Source organism: Paenibacillus sp. 1-18 (assembly GCF_000520755.1).
GTDB classification, from domain to species: domain Bacteria; phylum Bacillota; class Bacilli; order Paenibacillales; family Paenibacillaceae; genus Paenibacillus; species Paenibacillus brasilensis.
Genome location: NZ_ASSB01000244.1, coordinates 40028 through 61407, shown reverse-complemented (window position 1 = coordinate 61407; position 21380 = coordinate 40028). Strand labels below are relative to the sequence as shown.

The window sequence follows — 21380 nt, the reverse complement described above, 5'->3', positions numbered from 1 at the left end:
GGACAGCAGCAAGCTGGTTCGCTGGCGGGCCGCCCGTTTTTTATACGAGGTCGGGACCGAGGAGGCGCGTGACGCGCTGGAGAAGGCTGTCGATGACCCCGAATTCGAGGTCAGTCTACAGGCCAAAATGGCGCTGGAGCGCATCGAATCAGGCGAGCAAGCCGCAGGCACCGTGTGGCAGCAGATGGCCAAGCGCAACTCTTGATTAAAGCTTCTACGAAAGGATTTTCAAAAAATTGTCGATTGTCAGAAGATGTACAGGTACGTTATACTGTAGTTCGCTATACAATAAAATATCATGTCATACACCTCATCAACCCTGTTTTATGATGAGGTAGAGGTCGCGGATGTAATCAGTACACCGGAGGAGACGTCAAGAGCCGTCTGTGATTCCAGTGGAAAGGTACACCCGCCGAAGTATGCGGAGTTGACTCTTTGTAAATACTCCGAATGCTGGGGCTGCTGACCGAAAGGAGCAGAACTGTCACGCGTTGTCCTGACACAGACACGTGTGTTGAGCTATCTTGTTATAGAAGAAGGTATGGTGCGGAATGCATAGACAAGACCGCAGGCGTATTTCCCTGCGGTTTTTTGATTTATATACTCCCCCCTCCTTCTGGCTCTTGCCCTGACATGAAATACAATTTCATGAAGGAGTGTTTGAACGTGCAACACAAAGCAACACCTGACGCAACCTTGCGAAAAAGTCTCAAAGCCCGACATATGACGATGATCGCCCTCGGGGGCTCCATCGGAACAGGCCTGTTCCTTGCCAGTGGAGGCGCGGTTGCCGAAGCTGGACCTGGCGGAGCCCTGCTGGCCTATGCGGCAGTCGGCCTCATGGTTTACTTCCTGATGACCAGCCTTGGTGAATTGGCTACGTTTATGCCCGAATCCGGCTCTTTTAACACCTATGCAGGTCGCTTCGTTGATCCGGCCTTTGGTTTCGCCATGGGCTGGAACTTCTGGTACAACTGGGCGGTAACGATTGCCGCCGAGTTGGCAGCAGCGACAGTGCTGATCAAATATTGGTTCCCGGAAAGCCACTCCGCCTGGTGGAGTCTGCTATTTCTGGCCGTAATCTTTGCGTTGAACGCGTTGACGGTCAAAGGGTACGGTGAGTCTGAATACTGGTTTGCCATGATTAAAATTGTGACCGTTGTGATCTTTTTGGCTGTGGGTGTGCTGATGATCTTCGGCATTATGGGGGGGCCGGCGGTTGGCTTCGCCAACTTCACTGTCGGAGACGCTCCGTTCCATGGCGGATTCTTTGCCGTATTGGGTGTATTCATGGCTGCGGGCTTTTCCTTTCAGGGAACAGAGCTGATCGGCGTAGCCGCTGGAGAGAGTGAAAATCCGCGTGATAATGTGCCGCGTGCTATTCGCCAAATCTTTTGGCGCATCCTGTTCTTTTATATTCTGGCGATTCTCGTCATTGGATTGATCATTCCGTACACGAATCCGAATTTGCTGCGGGGAGATATCAGTGACATTGGCGTCAGCCCGTTCACGCTTGTGTTTGAAAAAGCCGGACTTGCGATTGCCGCCTCTGTCATGAACGCTGTCATTTTGACTTCCGTATTGTCGGCAGGCAACTCGGGGATGTACGCGGCGACACGTGTATTGTTTGCTTTGGCACGTGAAGGCAAAGCTCCCCGCATCCTCGGACGCGTCAATCGACGCGGCATTCCTATGAATGCCTTACTGATCACGACTGCTGTCGGGATGCTGGCTTTTCTCGCTTCTCTGTACGGAGACGGTGTCGTCTACAACTGGCTGCTAAACGCCTCCGGGATGTGCGGATTTATTACGTGGGTCGGGATTGCAGTCAGTCACTATCGCTTCCGCCGCGCCTTTACAGCACAGGGCCACAGTCTGAGTGAGCTTCCTTACAAAGCACGCTGGTTCCCGTTCGGACCGTTGTTCGCCTTCGCGCTGTGTATCATTGTTATTATCGGGCAAGGTGCGGATGCCTTCACCGGACAGGAGATCGACTGGAAGAGGATGATTGCTACGTACATGAGTGTGCCACTGTTCCTTATTCTGTGGTTCGGCTACAAATGGATCAAACGTACCAAAGTCGTTCCATTAAAAGCATGTGATTTGAGTTCAGATGCATCCTCGGATAAATAAATATAATAGTAAAAAAGCCCGTCTCCACATGTTCACCTTATATGCCCGGAGACGGGCTTTTTGTTTTTTTATTTGGAGGGAGAAGCTGCTGCTACTGTAGCTGTTACTGACGTAGCCAAGGCACGTCGACTAAAGATGCCGTATATTACAGCAATCAGTGTCAACAATGAGGAAAACAAGTACAAATTAACGATGCCCAGATGATCTGCAATCCAGCCCATTAAGAGCAGCGAAATACAAAAGGTCAGACTTGTCAGTGTGGCCTGAGCAGACAGCACCTTGGGCAAATCATGCACAGACACACTCATTTGCATCATCGTACGGCGGGATACGACAGACATTTCCGCAGGTAGTCCCATCAACAGCACGATCAGCAGCGTCAGTGGCGGTAGTGTGTTCAGAGCATACCAAGCTGTCAGCAGGCAGTAGCCTGCCATCCCCGCCAGCATGGCAGGCAGCAGTCTGCGCTGCAAAAGCTTAACGCAGGCGAGGACAACGATGCCTCCACCAATTGCGCCTGCAAAATACGCTGCATTAATGTATCCCCACCATGCCTCACTCTTGTGCAGAACCTGCTGAGCAAAAGCAAGCGTGAACGCGCCGACCCAAACTGAGCCTCCTAGCAGGTCAATCATATCCATAAAAATAAGAGCTTTGAGCCTTCGACTGGCTCCGATAAGGCTCCAGCCTTCACGCAGTATTTCCTTTTTACGCTTCGAAGGTAATGCCGGGCTCTCTGACTCATGTCCAAGCAGCGTATCCTCCAAATGCACAGGAGGCATGTCATGACGCTCTTGCCCCGGCTCAGATACAGTTTCGGCCGCTAAAGCATCCCCGCTTCGTACTCGTGTTCCGGGCTGCAGCAAGTAATGGACCTTGCCCTCTAATGGATCTCGGATCAAGCTGGTGAAAATCAGAGCCACCATATACAGCCCACCAGCCACCAGCAGTGTCTTCTCAGAGCCCAGCATGGCTACAAGGACACCGCTAAGCCCCCAACCCGCTAACTGCACCGTCTGATCGCTGACCGATACAAGACTGTTCGCCCGCATCAGCCCATCCCCGGATGCAAGTCGAGGAATCAACGCATTACGTGCAGGTGTAGTCCAGCCATCCAGAAAAGACATGGCTGCCACCATCGTAAACACAAGCATCCATATCGGCTCCGTACCCGCTGACCACAGGTGACCCAGCAGAACGGCGAAGAAAGCCAGCTGCCCGAGCTGGGAAACGAATAAAATAAAAGGCAGCTGAAATCGGGCCAAAAGCAGCGGTGCCAAAAATCCGCTGATCATCTGTGCTCCCATCCGCAGCAATGGAACGAGCACCGAGGAAAAGATCGAATCCGTTTCATGAAAAACGAGCGATACAAGTGCCATAATATAAAGAATGTCGGCCGCATTTGACATGGTCTGCGTGCCAAGCAAATAGGTAAAGGAACGCTTGTGCATATCAATAAAATGCTCCTTTAGTAGTGTAGCTTTTTTTACAGCAAGATGATCAGGTCCATTTCAGTGTTACACGAAGATTCCCGGTACTGCCTAAATTTGTAATCTGATAGGAGATGGACTTCAAACCGAGCTGATACAATGGCTGCAAATCCTCCTTGAGGCTTCGCTCTGTTCCCTGATATCCGAAGGTAAGCGTCGTCCCCCCTTTATTTACAGCCGTGCGAACCTGCTCCCTGATGTCGGCAGATGATTTAACCAGCCCTTTGCCGTCTTGCAGCGGATATTCCAGGTTATTGTACAGCTTTTGATACACAGCAGCCTTCGGTCCTCCCGCAGCTATTAGCGCTGATAAGGTCTGCCGATATATTGTGTTCGCCTGAGGGTACGGTTTAACCCATGTGTGGTCCCGGCGCATTTCGGTATCAGTCAGCAGATAATAGGAAGTGCTTACCTCGTTTCCGCGATCCGGAGTTGGATCATCCCAGGTCGTATCCATGTGATACCAGTGCCCATCCAGTAATACAAGATTCCATGCATGCAGTTGGCCCCCTGCTCTTCCTTCTACAATCCGGTTCGTAATCCCTGCACGTTCCAGCATTTTGTAGGCTAGCAGTGAATAGCCCTGACAGACAGTACTCCCGGTTTTCAGACCATCGTAGGCTGTATACTTTTGCTGCGTTTCATCATATTTGAGACGAACCACGATCCAGTCATGGATGGCCTTTACCTTCTCATGATCGGTCATGCCCTTCGTAATGATGTCACCCAGCACGGATTGAACTGTGCTATCCACGTAGGCTGTCTGTTCCTTCGTTTCACGGTAGCTCAAACGAATCGTGACCTGCGCAGACGTGGTGGTGCCAGTATAGCTGAATGCATAACTTTTGATCGTATAATTCACATACGGGTCGCTTTCCATAGCCTGTTGAATGGCCGTCTCTAGCTGCTGCTTGAGACCGTTCACCCGCCCTTGATATGTAAAGGTCAGCGTTTCACTCCGTGTATCCATGGCCTTTAAAAGCTTATTCTGAAGCTGCTGCGATGATACGGATAAAGTCGGCTTGACCGAAGCCGCATATACGTTGTTACCCCACTTCACAGCCTGCGGCAGCAACACAGCCAGCGCTGCGCCCGCAACCAGACATTTTACAAGCCTAACCCCGATTTTTCTGTTCATACAGAGCGTTCCTGCCCTTCTTAGCATAGTTGTAAACAGCTCTATCTTACCATAAAAACAGCTGCCCCAAGCGCTCTAGTTTTGTCGGTTGCAGACGAGTATAGGCCCAATCCGAGGCAGTTTGCGACACCATACTGCCTTTTATAGCAGACGGAATAGCAGGCACACATTCATTTCAGTGAGAATTTTATCATTGCAACCTGGCACTCCTTATGATATGGTACTGGCATCGGAACTAAATGATATTGATTCTCATTCTACATCAGAAAGGCTGAGTACCATGCCAGAATGTATCTCACTCCTTCGTAGTCCATTAGGCCGGACTGTGCGTTTGCAATCTCTCGCACCTCTCCACCCCTCATTGCGCCGCCGCTTAACAGACATGGGTATTGACGAAGGTTCCATTATACGGTTGAAAAAAATCAGTTTGTTGGGTGGTCCTATTGTCATTGAATGCAATGGTCAGCTGGTTGGCCTCCGTCAAAATCAGGTGAAGCAACTGGAGGTCGTTCCAGCATGGACATGATTGCTCTATTTGGCAATCCCAACACGGGAAAAACCTCATTATTCAACAAGCTGACGCGTACGTATGCAGAGGTGGGCAACTGGTCGGGGGTCACGGTGGAAAAGAAAACGGGGCTCCTGCGCGACAAGTCTGCCGTTTTGGTGGATTTGCCGGGGGCCTATTCCTTACTTCCTCTTTCGCTGGACGAAGGTGTAGCAACCCGTTTTTTACTGGAAGAGCCACCAGCGGCCCTCATTAACATCGTGGATGCCTCCCAGCTCCAGCGTAATCTGTATTTGACCATACAGCTACTGGAGTATGGCCGTCCGCTTGTACTCGGCTTAAACATGACCGACGTAGCTGATGCGACGGGTCTCCGCGTAAACAAAGAATTGCTGGCTGAGCAATTGAACGTTCCTATTATTCCTATGGTGGCCCGTACAGGCAGCGGAAGTAAGCAAATGCTTGCCTCTCTGCGAGAGGTACGGCGCACATCCAATACTTTTCAATTAGACTACGGTCCTGCCGTCGAAGCCGCGATTACAGATATAGGCAGCCTGTTAACGGAGGCGCCTGTACTTCAACTTCGATGGGCCGCGCTGCAATGTCTGGAAAACAATCCTGTCGTCATGGACTGGATGACAAATGAGGTACAGCGTGAAAAGGTCACTGCACGTATCCAGCGCTGTGAGGAAGATCTTCACGGCGAAGGTTATACAGCCACCCCTGCCCAGCATATCCGTTCTGTACGTTCAGCATGGATCGCTGATCTGTGCACCAGGGTGCTCGACACCTCCAAGCTCAAGCCACACGGTCTGACGGATAAGCTGGACGCGGTGCTAACCCATCGGTATCTGGGGATTCCGATCTTTCTGCTGCTGATGTACGCTACCTTCAAGTTTACCTTCGATTGGGCAGGTACGATCCTTTCAGATATGCTGGACGGATTCTTTTCCGGGACACTAAGCAGCTTTATTTCTGAAGTGCTAGTTCAATGGAATGCCTCTGCTTTTACGCAAAGTCTGGTCGTGGACGGCATCGTGGCTGGAGTCGGGGGCGTGCTCGTGTTTCTGCCCCAGATCGCTATTTTATTCCTGATCATCTCGGTGATTGAGGATTCCGGATATATGGCACGGGTCACGATATTAATGGACCGTCTGATGCAGGCGGTTGGCTTGAACGGGAAAAGCTTCATCCCCTTCATCATCGGATTTGGCTGCAATGTTCCGGCGATTATGGCGGCACGCACCATTGAACAGCCGAGAGAACGCCTCATTACAACGTTGCTGGTGCCTTTTATGTCCTGCTCGGCCCGCCTGCCGGTGTATGCGTTGTTCGCAGGGGTATTTTTCCCGACACATGCGGCAAGCATCATTATGCTGATGTACGTACTCGGAATCACCGTATCGCTTATACTTGCTAAAATTTTTTCCAAAGTGTCCATTTTATCAGGCGAGCCCTCCCTCTTCATCGTGGAGCTCCCTCCCTATCGGGTGCCGCAAGCTCTTACACTATTTCGCAGCACATGGGAGAAGGTCAAGGGCTTTGCTCGTAAGGCCGGAACGATTATTCTTGCCGGCTCCGTCGGCATCTGGCTGTTGTCCAATTTTGGTCCGCAAGGCTTCGGTGCAGAAATGGATGACAGTCTGCTCGCCACGGTTGGAGGATGGTTTGCACCCATATTGGCCCCTCTCGGTTTCGGCACCTGGCAAGCAGGCGCGTCTCTGCTTACGGGCTTTATGGCCAAGGAGGTTATCGTATCCACGATGAATATCATTTACCACGTTCCTGATATGCAGGGACTGGAGCTGCAGGTTAGCCATGCCTTTACACCGCTTGCTTCCTTTAGCTTTATGGTGTTCATTCTGTTGTATGTGCCGTGTCTGGCTACGGTAGCGGTTATTCGTAAAGAGACACTTTCCTGGCGCTGGACCGCATTTTCTGTGATCTATCCTTTGACCGTCGCATATATCATCGCCGTCTTCATTTATCAGTGTGGCAGATTATTAGGTTGGGGTTAAGCTAGCCCCTATGAATATAAAAGGAAGTGGATTCCATGATTAATATTATTATTTTATTGGCGATCCTTGGTTATAGCGCGTGGGTGTTGGTGCGCTTTTTGCGAAAAAGCCGCCAAGGTGCCTGTGCCGGGTGCTCATCGAGCAAGTCATGTCCGGGCTGTGCCGCGAGTACTGTGAATGAAGATCATGTCAACATTAAGAGAAACATCTAATCCGGCTAAGCATCCCATGAAAAAAGCGTCTGCAGGTTGATCCTAACCCGCAGACGCTTTTCCTTTACACTCATAGCTCACCCTATCTAGCGATACTCTGCCAAATGCTCATTGAGCTCCCGCGTGTGCAGGTAAACTTCACGATACAGCTCATACAGGCCTTCATATCGAGCCACACGCTCGGGGTTCGGTGAATATCTCGCCGCCTCACGAAGGAAAGCTTCAGCACACGCTTGCAGCGATTCAAACCAGCCGCTACCGTATGCAGCCAGCATGGCCGCCCCCAGGGCAGGTCCCTGCTCACTCTCCAGCTTGATGATATCCGCATTGAAAATATCTGCCTGCATTTGCAGCCACGCCTCATTACGCGCCCCACCGCCGATGGAGGTGACTTCCTTCACCGTCTTGCCCGTTCCTCTGAGAATATCAATAGATTCCTTGAGCGAAAAGGTAATTCCCTCCAGCACCGACCGTGTAAAATGCGCAAGCTTATGTCCCGCGTCCATCCCGATAAAGCTGCCCCGAATAGTAGCATTCGGATGAGGGGTACGTTCGCCGACAATATAAGGCGTAAACAGCAGCCCCTGGCTACCTGGCTCCACAGAGCCGACATCCTCCAGCAGCGCATCAAAAGAAAGCCCCGGCGCAAAGGTTTCCTTAAACCAGGTTAAGCTGTACCCGGCCGCAAGTGTAACGCCCATGATATAATAAGCATCCTGCTCACTATGATTTAAAAAAATGCGCCCGGCCCTGTACATCAATATCCTTGCGCTCCTCATAGGAAAGCACAACGCCCGAGGTGCCGATGCTGCACATAGTGCGGCCTTCGCTCAAAATACCTGCGCCAATCGCACCGCATGCGTTGTCCGCTCCCCCTGCATACACCTTCGTTGCAGGCGAAAGTCCGCTCTGCTCGGCAATCTCCGGTAACAATGTACCCGCCTGGTCGAAGGATTCCACCAGCGGCGGGAACAGTGACATCGGCAGTTCAAAAGCAGCGGCAAGCTTTTGGCTCCACTGCTTTTGAGCGACATCCAGCAGCAGCGTGCCCGCCGCATCCGAATATTCCATTGCCAGCTTTCCTGTCAGACGGTATCGCACATAATCCTTCGGCAGCATAAAATGAGCTGCACGAGCCAGCACGTCCGGCTCATGCTCCTGCACCCACAGCAGCTTGGGCAGTGTGAAGCCCTCCAGCGCGCGATTGCGTGCAATGCTCAGCAGCTCTGGTCCGAGCTTTTCTTCAATGCGGCGGCATTGTGCCGTTGTACGCGTGTCATTCCACAGAATAGCCGGACGCAAAACCTGGCCTTCCTTGTCGATCAGCACAAGCCCGTGCATCTGTCCCGAAAAGCTAATGCCGTCCACGGCCTCTGCCCCGCCGATTCCGGCCTTTTCCACAAGCTCTTGCAGAGAGGCTAACGTACCACGGACCCAGTCCTCAGGATGCTGCTCACTGTACCCTGCCTTCGGCTGTTGGAGTGGATAAGACTGGGAGGTTTCCCAAGCTACCTGCCCCTTGCGGTTGACCAGTACCGTTTTGACTGCGCTGGTACCCAGATCGACGCCGATGACATAGTGTTCCTGCTCCTGTTTTAGCTTTTCCTGCATCGAAGTTCCTCCTTCCCTGTTAACGTGTAGATATTATTTGATGTATAGATTCTAATTTTAATCCGCCAAAATGTATTGATTTAATGTGGCCTTCAAATATTCCTGACGACCAGATACGTTTTTACGTGGTGCTTCGTTCGCCAGTGCATACTCAGCCAGAGAAGCAAGCGTTGCTTTTCCGGAAACGATATCTGCTCCAATGCCTTCTTTAAAGCTGCTGTAGCGCTTGTCAATAAAGTCCTCAAACACACGATCCTCAATCAGTTTGGCGGCTACCTTCAAGCCTTTCGCATACGTATCCATGCCTGCAATGTGTGCGAGGAACAGATCTTCGGGCTCAAACGATGCTCTGCGCACCTTGGCATCAAAGTTGATACCACCACGACCCAGGCCCTCGTTTTGCAGCACCTCATACATGGTCAGGGTCGCATCATACAGATCAACCGGGAATTCGTCCGTATCCCAGCCCAGCAGCAAATCTCCCTGGTTGGCATCCAGTGATCCCAGCATACCGTTAATCCGTGCCACACGTAGCTCATGATCAAAAGTATGGCCTGCCAACGTCGCATGATTAGCCTCCAGATTAAGCTTGAAATGCTGATCCAGATCATATTTTTGTAGGAAAGCAATCGTCGTTGCCGCATCAAAATCATACTGATGCTTGGTTGGCTCCTTCGGTTTAGGCTCGATCAGGAACTGAGCATCAAAGCCAATTTCACGCGCATAGTCGACAGCCATATGGAACATTCGGCCCAGGTTATCCTGTTCCAGCTTCAAATCCGTATTCAGCAGTGTTTCGTAGCCTTCGCGGCCTCCCCAGAACACATAGTTGTCTGCGCCCAAGCGCTTGCCTACTTCCAAACCCTTTTTAATCTGGGCGGCTGCATGTGCGTATACGTCCGCATTGCAGGTGGTTGCAGCTCCATGCAAATAACGAGGATGGCTAAACATGTTCGCCGTGTTCCACAGCAGCTTTTTACCCGTAGCCTTCATATGCTCCTCAATCAGGTCCACGATCGTATCCAGATTACTGTGGAATTCCTTCAGGGAAGCGCCCTCCGGGGCAATATCCACATCGTGGAAAGCGAAATAAGGCAGGTTCAGCTTATCCAGCAGCTCAAAGGCAGCTTCCACACGAGCCTTCGCCAAATCCAGCCCGGTGAATTTGGACCACGGACGCTCCGCTGTCTCTACCCCAAATGGATCAGTGCCGCCTGCAACGAGTGTATGCCAATAAGCCATGCTAAAACGCAAATGCTCCTCCATCGTTTTCCCAGCCACAACTTCCTGTGGATTATAAAATTTAAATGCAAAAGGATTATTGGATTGCTTGCCCTCAAAATTAATTTTAGATACCTGCTCGAAATAAGCCATCAATAAGTTCCTCCTTTGTAGTAATTGCTATGTCAATCGTTATAGTAACCGTTTACAAAAAAAGATTCTAGCACAGGAAAATAACTTTGTCTATTGCTTAAACTAAGTTTGTTTTTATGATATAATATCGAGAATTACACCAACAGGAAGTGAAAAGAACATGAATGTCACCGGCGATCAGGCGCTTGTCAAAAAGCTGAATAAATCCATTGTGCTGGAGCGCATCCGCCTCCATGCCCCGCTATCCCGAGCACAATTATCAAGTCAAACCGGGTTAAACAAGGCCACCGTCTCCAATCTGGTAGCAGAGCTGATCACCGAGGGACTTGTATATGAAACGGGTTTAGGTGAATCCAGTGGCGGGCGCAAGCCTTTAATGCTGCTGTTTAACAGCCGTGCTGGCTTTGTGCTTGGCATCGAGGTTAGTGTGCAGTATATCAAGGGTGCTCTGACTGATTTGGCGGGAGCCATTGAGACAGAGCTTTCCCTCCCCCTGAGACAGCATGATCCTGCCTTTGTCATGGAGCAGATTCAAAAGCTGGTTCAGGAGCTTATGCAGGTCACTCCTCCCTCCCCTCATGGTATCGTCGGCATTGGACTGGGGGTGCCGGGTATGGTGGATGAATCAGGAATGGTTTTGTTCGCACCCAATCTGGGCTGGGAAGAGGTCCCTCTGCGGCAGCAGCTTGAGACTGCGCTTGACCTTCCCGTCATCGTGGATAACGAGGCCAACGTCGGTGCGCAGGGCGAGCTGTACTATGGTATGGACGGCGAGCATCGACAGCTGGTACGGGATCTGGTCTACATCAGTGCAGGGTCCGGGATCGGAGCAGGGATTATCATTGACGGCAAGCCGTATCAAGGAGCCTGGGGGTACGCCGGAGAGACAGGTCATATGACCATTGACTGGAATGGACGGCTCTGCTCCTGCGGCAGCCGGGGCTGTTGGGAGCTGTATGCTTCGGAAAAAGCATATACGGCATCCACTTTCAAGCTGCCCGCACGCAGTACAGCGGAATTACTGCCGTTCGCCCGGCAAGGTGACGCGGATACGTTAAGCGTCTTTCATGATATCGGGCGATATTTGGGTGTGGGCATTACCAACATTGTAAATAGTCTCAACCCCGGAATGCTTATTATTGGCGGTCCACTCGCGGAAGCCAGACCATGGCTGGAAGAGAGTATGCGTGAGGTGATTGATGAACGTGCCCTGCCCTATCATCGTCGGCAATTGCAAATCCGTTTTTCCACGCTGGGCAGCCGTTCGACCATGTTGGGCGCTGCCTATGCAGCGACAGCCCCTTTCCTCGGGCGTGTACGGGTATCTCTGTAAAAAAAGGGCGTACAGGAACATTAAAAGCTCCTATACGCCCTTTTATTTTGATTATTCCCCAGTTGATTAAGCGTTCAACACTTTTTCAAACTTGGTTTTGTTCATACCGGAAATACGTTCTTCCCCGATCAAAGTCAACGGAACGGCACGAATGCCCATATCCCAAACCTCTTGTGCGAACGCTTCATTTGTTTCAATGTTGCGTTCTTCGTACTCTACGCCTTTTTCGCTCAAATAGCTTTTGACTTGACGGCAATGCGGGCAGTTTGTAGATGTGTATACAATTGCTTTTTCCATGATAGATCACCTCATCAATTATTGTTGTAAATAATATATTTATTCATACTTGTAACGAAATATTACAGAGCCAATGCGCTGTGCTCCAGGCTTTCGATATACTTCTCGCTGTCCATAGCGGCCATGCAGCCGCTGCCTGCTGCTGTAATCGCTTGTCTGTAGCGTGTATCCTGTACGTCGCCACAAGCGAATACCCCGGGTACGTTCGTTTCGGAAGTACCAGGATTTACGACGATATAACCGTTCGCATCGGTTGTAATTTGACCCTCGAGGAAGCCTGTGTTCGGATGGTGACCGATGGCCACGAATACACCGCTAACCGTAATGATTTCTTCTTCGCCTGTAGCATTGTTCAGTACCTTTAAGCCGGTTACTCCGTTCTCGTCAGCAATCACTTCTACAGGAGTACGATTGAGCGCCCACTCAATTTTACTGTTGGCACGAGCACGATCCTGCATAATTTTGGAGGCGCGCAGTTCTTCACGGCGATGTATCAACGTTACTTTGGAGGCAAAACGTGTCAGGAAGTTAGCTTCCTCCAGCGCGGAATCCCCACCACCGATGACCACAATTTCCTTGCCACGGAAAAAGAATCCGTCACAGGTCGCGCAAGTGCTCACGCCGCGTCCGATGTTATCCTGTTCGCCGGGAATCCCCAGGTATTTTGCAGTTGCGCCTGTGGAAATGATCAGCGTGTCGGTAACCAATTCACCCAAACCCTCTACATCCAATGTAAAAGGACGAGCGGTTGTATCGACCTTGTTCACCCAGCCTGTACGGAATTCAGCACCAAAACGCTCCGCTTGCTTACGCATATTGTCCATCAAATCGGGTCCCATGATTCCTTCCGGAAAACCTGGGAAGTTTTCGACCTCAGTAGTCGTGGTCAATTGTCCGCCTGGCTGTGGTCCTTCGATCACCAGTGGGTTCATGTTGGCACGTGCCAGATAGATCGCAGCGGTCAGACCGGCAGGGCCGGTACCTATAATAATGGACTTGTACATATCTTGGTTCCTCCTAAAATATCATATAGTATTATATAGCGAGTTTTCGTTACCGGGCGCTGGGCTACTGCATATACTCTAAAATCAGTTCTTCCAGCAGCCTATCCAAAATGTGGACACCCGGCTGATGTAAAAATGAATCCCTTGTTTAATAACATCCTATGACTTTAGACTGATTCTAAATCCTAATTTCATTATGCGGAAATAACTGTAAACAGTCAAATGAAGTTTTCATGAAGCGACGCTGGAAGATTAATCAGGTATGGAGCGGTTATCCCGATTATGAATGACGTTTTGTAGGCAGTCTGATTTCCGCCCTGTCCACCGGACTCGGCGCCGTGCCCATATTATTTATGCGCAATATTACCCATCGACTTCGCGATGTTTTGCTGGCTTATGCCGCAGGAATCATGACCTCTGCATCCGTGTATAACCTGATTCCCGAAGCCATCCGGCATTCCAATTGGTTTGTGCTGTCTGCCGGCATTTTGCTCGGCTGTCTCAGGGCTTTCCGTCGGAGTCAGCTACGCGAGTGAAACCCAAAATCTCGGCAATTTGATCGCCTTTTCCATCGGCCTGCAAAATGCCCCGGAGGGCTTTATCGTAGCCTTATTTCTCGTGAATCAAAACATCGGTCGTTTCAAGGCATTAGGCATTGCCACCCTCACCGGAGCTGTGGAAATCATTACGAGTCTGGTCGGATTTTATTTGAGCAGCTGGGTCAACGGACTGGTCCCTTACGGCTTAGCTTTTGCCGCCGGAGCTATGATGTTTATCGTCTACAAGGAGCTGATCCTGAAAGTCACGGGGACGGCAATCAGCGGATCGCCACATTCTCTTTTATTCTCGGCTTGATTACGATGATTGGGCTGACCGAATGGCTATAGCCGGAAACACAAAAAGACTGCCTTCTGCCTGTAAACCAGACAGTAAAGCAGCCTTTTTGGCGTGTTCAATGGAGAACCCTCATTTTTTCCGGTTCATGGAGCGCAATGCCTCACGATACTGCTCGTCCTCGCTTTTCAGAGCCTCATTCTCCCCATGGGTCATTGGAGAGCGTCCATCCTCTTCCTTGCCCTTTCCAGCAAATCCGCGTAAAGCAGCTCGGTAATCCTGATCATCGTAAGTAGCCTGGTGTGTATCTGGGTTACCAGCTAGATTAGTAGCATGTTGATCTTCACGCTCCCTTTCCACCTTCACATCCGTATGTTTACCAGGCACCTTGTGATGTTCCTCGACATGATGTTGTTCGCTGGCATCAACAGCCTTATGCTGTGCCTCTCGCGTATGATCCGGCAACTCTCGTACCTCAGGCTCCACCTGCACAGGATAAGGACGTTTGCTTCTTTGCCGTGAATCCTCATCGGCTTGGCGAGCCTTGGGAGGGGACTTGCGCGCCATCTTCGTATTAAATACCAGCAAAAAGATAAGGGCAACCGCAGCTACTCCGATAAAAGCAATGGTCATGGGCGGCCTCCTATTCTTTTGCAGCGTTACGGTACCGTCCCGCCATCTCAGCGACCCGTTTGCCCAGAGAGCGACCTAATGCAAGATCATCACCTGTTGGAAAATTTGGTGGCCCATTCGGGTCTGTCTCCACCGGACAGGTTATCCCCACGCCATAATAAGAGCCGTAAAGTGCATTTTCCGTAACATTGGCGGGCAGTCCTACAATAATCATGCCTTGATGAAGCATCGGGGTGATCAGATTGAGAAGTGTTGATTCCAGGCCGCCATGAACCGTAGCGGTTGTGCAGAACACCGCACCGATTTTATCCACCAGCTTGCCCTGCGCCCACAGATACCCTAGCTTATCAATCCAGCTTTTCAGACCGCTGCTGATTGTGCCAAAATGGCCCGGGCATCCCCATATGATCGCGTCTACACTCCCCAGTTCTTTCACATCGGCCTCTTTCACATGCTTTAGCAGTACTTCCGTATTCTCCTGGCGTGCGCCTTCTGCGATCGAACGAGCCAGACGCTCGGTATGCCCATTTTCACTGTCATATACAATCATGATTCTGGTTGTCATTATGCGCCTCATCCTTTGTCTGCAAAATCATCCTTTTCGCATGCGCTCTTATCTTCTCCCAAAATCCATCTGAATATTATGAAACATATGGCGCATACTTTGAAAATCCAAGAACTAGGGAGGCATGCAATATGAATTCACGCGCCATATTAGTCAACCTGCTGGTTATTATCATTATTCTGGCAGGAGGCGGAGCCGCCGCCTATTACTACAATCAATCCGCCAACTACATAAAGACCGACAATGCTCAAGTGAGCGGACAAGCGGTTACCGTTGCCTCTTCAGGCGCGGGCAAGCTCACAGGCTGGAATGCCGAGGTTGGCAAAACCTACACCGCCGGAAGTACACTCGGTACGGTAGAGGGAGGCGGAAGCCGGATTAGCATCACCATTCCAACCGATGGTACCATTGTGCAGCAATCGGCGGTTAACAACTCGATTGTTGGGGTAGGTACACCTTTGGCAAAGGCTTTTGATCTAAACAACTTATGGATTACCGCCAATATAGATGAAACAGCTGTAAGGGATCTTCAAGTTGGACAGACCGTGGATGTATATATTGATGCATACCCGGATACGTCCCTTACTGGCAAGCTCGAAAAGATCGGTCTGGCGACCGCATCGACTTTTTCACTACTGCCCACTTCCAATACCACTGCCAACTACACCAAAGTGACACAGGTCGTGCCTGTCAACATATCCATTCAAGGCTATAAAGGGTTAGGGATTATCCCGGGGATGAGTGCAACCATCAGAGTTCACAAGTAGGAGGCTGTCATGGATCAAAAAATGTCCGTCGGGCGCATTCTGTCCGTACTGTTGTTAGGCGCCTTCATTTCGATTTTGAATCAAACGCTGCTAAACGTGGCCATCCCACACCTGATGAATGATTTTAATGTGTCGGCTACTACCGTTCAGTGGCTATCCACCGGGTATATGCTGACGAACGGGATTCTGATTCCAATCACCGCTTTCCTGATTGAGTCATTCGGAACCCGTGCGCTTTTTATCTCCGCGATGGGGTTGTTCACCGCCGGGTCTGTCGTCTGCGCTGCCAGTACCGGCTTTGCCCCCATGCTGGTCGGACGTGTCATTCAGGCCAGCGGAGCGGGCATCATCATGCCTGTGGTCATGAACGTATTCCTGACGGTGTTCCCCCCGGAAAAACGTGGTGCCGCCATGGGTACGATGGGTATCGCTATGATGTTTGCCCCGGCGGTCGGACCAACTTTATCCGGCTGGATCGTGGAGCACTATAGCTGGAGGCTGCTATTTTTGCTCGTTATTCCGCTGGCGATCATTGATATTCTGTTCGCCGTACGCTGGCTCAAAAATGTGTCCAAGCTAACGAAGCCGCAGTTTGACCTGCTGGGGACTATTTTTTCCACCCTTGGCTTCGGCCTTCTGTTGTATGGCTTTAGTTCCGCCGGGGACAAGGGCTGGAGCAGCAACATCGTCGTACTTTCCCTCGCTGCCGGGATCGTGTTTATTCTATTTTTTGTCGTGCGTGAGTTGAACATGATACAGCCCATGCTGGAGTTCCGTGTGTTTAAATATGATATTTTCACAGTATCAACGCTGGTTGGGGCTACGGTCAATATGACGATGTTCGGCGGGATGCTGCTACTACCGATCTATCTGCAAAATATACGCGGTTTTACGCCGCTGCAATCTGGTCTGCTACTGCTTCCGGGTGCGTTGCTGATGGGTGTAATGTCACCGATATCGGGGGCCATTTTCGACCGAATTGGCGCAAGGCCGTTGGCGATTGTCGGACTGATCATTACAGCAGTGACGACATGGGAATTCAGTCTGCTGACCGATGCGACCACCTACGGGCACATTATGGTCATCTATACGATTCGCAGCTTTGGTATGTCCTTGCTGATGATGTCCGTACAGACGGAGGGACTAAATCAGCTTCCTCCCCATCTCGGCAGCCACGGCACAGCCATGTCCAATACGGTGCGGCAAATTGCTGGCTCCATTGGTACCGCTTGGCTTATTACTGTAATGAGCAGTCGGACTACGATTCATTTGGCGGATTATGCGAATGTGGCTACTACAGCCAATGCCTCCGTAGCGGAAGGGGTATCACAGCTGGGACAAACCCTTGCGCAAACGGCAGGCGTTTCGGCGGAAACCGGCTCAGCGCTGGCACTACAGCAGGTATACCGAAGTGCCGTTACAGAATCGACGATCCATGGCATTAATGATGCCTTTATCATTGCCACAGGAATTGCGTTAGCAGGGCTTGTTTTCTCCCTGTTCTTGCGCCGCTCTACACCACGCCGAAGATAGCGTGCAGTACCTGGGCGAGCCAGATGTCTGAGATGGACAGAAGGAGCATTCACCCCTTGGATTTTAAGAGGGTGGAATGCTCCTTCTTGTTGGTCATCGTGTGATTTATTAGCTTATGAACGCAGCAAGCGCAAGCCGTTCAAAATAACAAGTATTGTGCTGCCCTCATGCCCAATAACACCAAATGGCAGGGCTATATTCTGCACAAAGTTGCTAACCACTAGCAGCAGAATGACACTTACGGCGAAGATCATATTTTGCTTGACCACCCGCTGCGCCTTGCGCGCCAGCGCTATCGTCGGCGCAATCTCTTCAATTCCGTCGTTCATCAGCACGACGTCTGCAACCTCCAGCGCGGCTCCGCTGCCGTGCATACCCATGCCTAGTCCGACGGTTGCCGCGGTCAACGCCGGAGCATCATTTACACCGTCGCCAACCATAACGACATGCCCATACTGCTCCCGCAGCATGCGAATATGGCTGACTTTGTCCTCCGGCATCAAGCCGGCATATACGGCGTCGACACCGGCCTGCGCTGCGATCACGGCGGCGGTTTCTGGCCGGTCTCCTGTAAGCATGACGACCCGGATGCCCTGTGCCTGCAGGCGTTTCACGGACTCCTGCGCCTGTGGACGCAGCTCGTCACGTAGTGCCAGCATCCCGGCAATCCGGTCATCCGCGAGGATGATGGATACGGTTTTGCCCTCAGCCTCCAGTCGGGCGCGAGTCTCTATCCACTCCGGCTCTGCCAGAGGACCAGATTCATCCAGCACATTTGTGCGACCGATTTTCCACTTCACTCCGCCGATGATGCCCTCCATCCCCCATCCGGTGATTGCCTGTACCTGCTCGGCTGCGAGAGGCTCTCTCGATCCGAGCTCGGCTTCGGCTTTGGCTACAATCGCCCGGGCCAGCGGATGCAAAGAATAGCTTTCGATCGTGGCGACAATGTGCACAAGCTCATCCGTATCGTAGTCTGAGGCGGTAATCCAATCGGTGACGACTGGCGTTCCCATCGTTAACGTGCCTGTTTTGTCAAAAGCAACAACAGAAGTCAATGCCATATTTTCCACATGCGCGCCACCTTTAAATAGGATACCCCGGCGGGCACGGTTGGAAATGGCCGACAGCATCACTGGCATGATGGAAGATACGAGGGCACATGGCGAGGCAACAACGAGAAACACCATCGCCTTGTAAAAGGCTGCTGCCCACGTCCAGCCTAATACGATGGGCGCACCTGCAATGACAATCAGCGTGACAACAACTACAATTCGGGCATACACCGACTCAAATGTTTTGATAAACCGCTGGGAATCTGGAACCTCGGTCTGGGCTTCTTCTACCATACGAATAATTTTTGAAAATAAAGTGTCTTCAGAGGACTGGCTAACCTCTACGTACAGCACGCCTTCCCCATTAATGGTGCCCGCATATACCTCGTCACCCGCCACCTTATTCACCGGAACGGATTCCCCGGTAATGGATGCCTGGTTTACCGCCGACATGCCCTTGGAAATTCGGCCGTCTGCTGGTATCAGCTCGCCCGGCTTCACCAGCAGCAGGTCACCTGGCAGCAGCTGCTCAATGCCGACAGTTTCTGTCCCCTCGGAGGACAAACGCAAGGCCGTCTCCGGCTTCAGAGCCATCAGCTCGGAAATATCCTTGCTGCTGCGCTCGGTTGTATAGCTCTCCAAAGCACCGCTGAGTGCAAAAATGAAAATCAGCATGGCTCCTTCATTCCAATAGCCAATGGTCGCAGCTCCCAGAGACGCTGCAATCATAAGCAGATTAACATCCAGATCACGTTCTCGGATCAGTGTTTCGATCCCTTCTCTGGCCTTGGACCATCCCCCCAAAGCATAGGACACCACATACAGAATGACCGATAGCCATTGCGACCAATGCGAAATGCCCCATGCCATCAGCATCAGCATTCCGCTGCCCAGGGCAGCCTGCATCTCCTTGTTTTTCAGCATGCTTTTAAGCTGAAACTGTGGCTTGCGATTCGGGCCGGGTCGTCCGCTGCCACTGTTTTTTGAACGTATTTGATCAGAAGGTGATAGTGTCTTTTGAATTTGTTGTACAGCTTGCATCATGTCACGTTCCTTTCCATATTTGTTATTTGTGCCTGCATTTCATTGAGAATGATATCCATTGTTAAGGGCCTTAAAATAGCACATGCTGCTTCGGGAAGCCCGAAGCAGCATGTTTGGCAATGAGAATGATAATCATTTTTGCATTAATACAATTATTTTGGTTTAGTGAAACTTTTGCTTTATTATATACCCTTCTTTTCTTGTTGTAAACCCGTAATGGCTCAAATAAAAAAAGAATACCCGCGGCGACAACGCAGGTATTCTTTGTATTTTAAAGCAGTCATTGCTGTGCATTTTTGTGTAAAACGTCGGGAAACTGTTGTTGCTCTGCGTATTGCAAAAGTTTATAACGTGCAGCCGCCAGACGTGCCTTGGAGACTGCTTCGTCTGGACAAATGATACCCGTCAAACCGCTTCCCCAAATCGTATTTCCATCCAGAGACTGGCGAATCTCATCTAACGCCACCCAGATGGAAAGCTCTGGCTTTACACGCCGGATAGCATCTGTTATGCATTTTATCGTAGCATCAGCATTCATATGACCATCAGCGCAAGCTGGATTTAGCCGGTCCTCAGTCTCACTGCTATCGGATGGAATCGGTGCCACATTCAAAATCATCATATCGGCAAAACGTGTCATATCTGCGGCTTGAGTCGCCTGCTTGATCTGTTTCGCTTTCACTTCTGGCATATTATTGGCACTGGCGAACTCCCCGGAACGTACGCCCTGCCCGTTCCATGGGAGGCTTACGTCAGGCGTTAAAGGCGCATCAACTGTCAAAAGCACGCCTACCCGATATGGAATGCACCGCAAACGTCCACATAAGGTTTGCTCCGCAACACCATCAATCCAGTCTCGGGTTGCCCGGAATTGATTAGCATCAGCCGGATTGCGTACTATAATCTCCAGCTGTGGTTCTCCCCCTTGGCGTACGTTTCGCAACGCTGCACGCAGCAATGCCTCCAATTGCATATCCTGCAGGCTTCCAATCCCTACTACGTTGGTTTGTTCGAGCAGGGCTATCGTGAGCGGTGATCCGTTGAGAGCCTCCAACAGGCCTTCATACTCTGTTTCAAGCAGGCCGATGATTCTCCGGGACAAATGCTCACACAATCCTGGCAAGCCAGAAGCCTGATTAAAGCTTTTGTAAATGTCTGATGCACAGGCACCGGGAATAAGGATGGGATTGGGCTTCCCGTCAGGGACATACCCCATCTGCCCAGACTCTGCGGCATCCAGGTAGGCATAGCATAATTCCGCTACACGGCTAGGTGTCTGTGACAAGGGGCCGTGCAGAAGGCAGTAGCCGTCAAGACTTTCTACTTCCAGTCTGGATGCTGGCTCTGTACCTATACGACTGACATTTGCAGAAGCATCCGCATAAATTCGTATAGGCGTGCGTCTGTATTCATCGCTCCATTTTAATAGTGAATCTATCGCTTCCCTGCCGTAGGTGTTCCCCTTATTCAGCGTGATTTCTTCAAGTAACTCCGGGTTCGCAGCCAGCAATGCCTCTTCCCGACTGATTAGGCCCTGATCGGCTAAATTGACCAGCCAGTTCAGCGGATCTGCCTCCTGCGAAGCAGAGATTTCATTGTACCCTGCCATAAACGAATTGACGATCAGCCTTCGCGCAGCAGCCTTGCTACCCGACCCTTGATCCTCGCGATCCCGGCTGTTTTGGCTGTCCAGCAGCTCTGCGAATACATGCATCAGTTTAGCCTCCATGCTACTAATCCATCCTTTCTTCCATCAGCAAGTTGGCACACACGAATTCGAGTAAACCACCCAAAAAAGAGAGCGTTTACTCATTAATGGGCAAGCCAATTT

General features: G+C 51.0%; 17 protein-coding genes, 2 pseudogenes and 1 riboswitch. Of the genes and pseudogenes, 9 read left to right on the top strand and 10 right to left on the bottom strand.

From position 1 onward, the window contains the following. Together L693_RS28180 and L693_RS0115420 are read left to right on the top strand one after the other, a co-directional pair. Positions 1-205: HEAT repeat domain-containing protein (locus L693_RS28180; RefSeq protein ID WP_197029969.1), on the top strand; the 205-nt coding region annotated here is incomplete at its 5' end. Positions 206-327: 122 nt separating this feature from the next. Further along, positions 328-530: riboswitch (Lysine riboswitch) on the top strand. Positions 531-666: 136 nt separating this feature from the next. Further along, complete coding sequence (locus L693_RS0115420; RefSeq protein ID WP_025718026.1) at positions 667-2133, top strand: amino acid permease; 1467 nt, start codon at positions 667-669, stop codon at positions 2131-2133. A 68-nt stretch (positions 2134-2201) separates the two neighbouring features. Here L693_RS0115420 and L693_RS0115415 read toward each other — a convergent pair whose 3' ends face one another. Beyond that, positions 2202-3584, bottom strand: a complete 1383-nt coding sequence (locus tag L693_RS0115415) for an MFS transporter (RefSeq protein WP_025718025.1) — start codon at positions 3582-3584, stop codon at positions 2202-2204. 49 nt (positions 3585-3633) lie between these two features. Continuing rightward, positions 3634-4761: a transglutaminase domain-containing protein gene (locus L693_RS0115410; protein WP_025718023.1), complete on the bottom strand. Its 1128-nt coding sequence runs from the start codon at positions 4759-4761 to the stop codon at positions 3634-3636. Between the two features lie 280 nt (positions 4762-5041). Between L693_RS0115410 and L693_RS0115405 the strand changes: the two genes are divergently transcribed. From L693_RS0115405 to L693_RS29325, 3 genes are read left to right on the top strand one after another with little or no spacing between them, the layout of a single operon-like run. Then, positions 5042-5287 (top strand): FeoA family protein, encoded by a 246-nt coding sequence (locus tag L693_RS0115405; RefSeq protein WP_025718021.1) that lies wholly within the window; start codon positions 5042-5044, stop codon positions 5285-5287. Further along, a complete protein-coding gene (feoB, locus tag L693_RS0115400; RefSeq protein WP_025718019.1) occupies positions 5278-7287 on the top strand; it encodes a ferrous iron transport protein B in 2010 nt (669 codons plus the stop codon). The genes L693_RS0115405 and feoB overlap by 10 nt, the downstream gene beginning before the upstream one ends. 35 nt (positions 7288-7322) lie before the next feature. Next, the gene (locus L693_RS29325; RefSeq protein ID WP_081752150.1) at positions 7323-7499 is read left to right on the top strand and encodes a FeoB-associated Cys-rich membrane protein; all 177 of its coding nucleotides are present in this window, start codon (positions 7323-7325) and stop codon (positions 7497-7499) included. Between the two features lie 86 nt (positions 7500-7585). On the opposite strand, the pseudogene xylB reads toward L693_RS29325, so the two are convergent. Further along, a pseudogene (gene xylB / locus L693_RS0115395) lies at positions 7586-9110 on the bottom strand (xylulokinase). 57 nt (positions 9111-9167) lie between these two features. Then, on the bottom strand, positions 9168-10484 hold the full coding sequence (gene xylA, locus L693_RS0115390; RefSeq protein ID WP_025718018.1) for a xylose isomerase: 1317 nt from the start codon (positions 10482-10484) through the stop codon (positions 9168-9170). Positions 10485-10644: 160 nt separating this feature from the next. Between xylA and L693_RS0115385 the strand changes: the two genes are divergently transcribed. Beyond that, complete coding sequence (locus L693_RS0115385; protein WP_025718017.1) at positions 10645-11817, top strand: ROK family transcriptional regulator; 1173 nt, start codon at positions 10645-10647, stop codon at positions 11815-11817. 66 nt (positions 11818-11883) lie between these two features. On the opposite strand, the gene L693_RS0115380 is transcribed toward L693_RS0115385, so the two are convergent. Both L693_RS0115380 and trxB read right to left on the bottom strand, forming a co-directional pair. Continuing rightward, positions 11884-12114: a glutaredoxin family protein gene (locus L693_RS0115380; protein WP_007432162.1), complete on the bottom strand. Its 231-nt coding sequence runs from the start codon at positions 12112-12114 to the stop codon at positions 11884-11886. 62 nt (positions 12115-12176) lie between these two features. Continuing rightward, on the bottom strand, positions 12177-13118 hold the full coding sequence (trxB, locus tag L693_RS0115375; protein WP_025718015.1) for a thioredoxin-disulfide reductase: 942 nt from the start codon (positions 13116-13118) through the stop codon (positions 12177-12179). Between the two features lie 305 nt (positions 13119-13423). Between trxB and L693_RS0115370 the strand changes: the two are divergent. Continuing rightward, a pseudogene (locus L693_RS0115370) lies at positions 13424-14005 on the top strand (ZIP family metal transporter). A gap of 79 nt (positions 14006-14084) precedes the next feature. Here L693_RS0115370 and L693_RS0115365 read toward each other — a convergent pair. After that, positions 14085-14585 (bottom strand): hypothetical protein, encoded by a 501-nt coding sequence (locus L693_RS0115365; RefSeq protein WP_025718014.1) that lies wholly within the window; start codon positions 14583-14585, stop codon positions 14085-14087. A gap of 10 nt (positions 14586-14595) precedes the next feature. Continuing rightward, positions 14596-15150, bottom strand: a complete 555-nt coding sequence (locus L693_RS0115360; RefSeq protein ID WP_025718012.1) for an NAD(P)H-dependent oxidoreductase — start codon at positions 15148-15150, stop codon at positions 14596-14598. 131 nt (positions 15151-15281) lie between these two features. On the opposite strand from L693_RS0115360, the gene L693_RS0115355 reads away from it, so the two are divergent. Together L693_RS0115355 and L693_RS0115350 are read left to right on the top strand one after the other, a co-directional pair. Further along, positions 15282-15917 carry an HlyD family secretion protein gene (locus L693_RS0115355; protein WP_025718011.1) on the top strand — a complete coding sequence of 212 codons (636 nt, stop codon included), beginning with the start codon at positions 15282-15284 and terminating at the stop codon, positions 15915-15917. Positions 15918-15926: 9 nt separating this feature from the next. Beyond that, positions 15927-17450 (top strand): DHA2 family efflux MFS transporter permease subunit, encoded by a 1524-nt coding sequence (locus tag L693_RS0115350; protein WP_025718009.1) that lies wholly within the window; start codon positions 15927-15929, stop codon positions 17448-17450. A 113-nt stretch (positions 17451-17563) separates the two neighbouring features. On the opposite strand, the gene L693_RS0115345 is transcribed toward L693_RS0115350, so the two are convergent. Next, the gene (locus tag L693_RS0115345; RefSeq protein ID WP_231503663.1) at positions 17564-19546 is read right to left on the bottom strand and encodes a heavy metal translocating P-type ATPase; all 1983 of its coding nucleotides are present in this window, start codon (positions 19544-19546) and stop codon (positions 17564-17566) included. Positions 19547-19829: 283 nt separating this feature from the next. After that, entirely contained in the window at positions 19830-21278 is a 1449-nt protein-coding gene (locus L693_RS0115340; RefSeq protein ID WP_025718008.1) for a hypothetical protein, read from the bottom strand. Positions 21279-21380 lie beyond the last annotated feature (102 nt).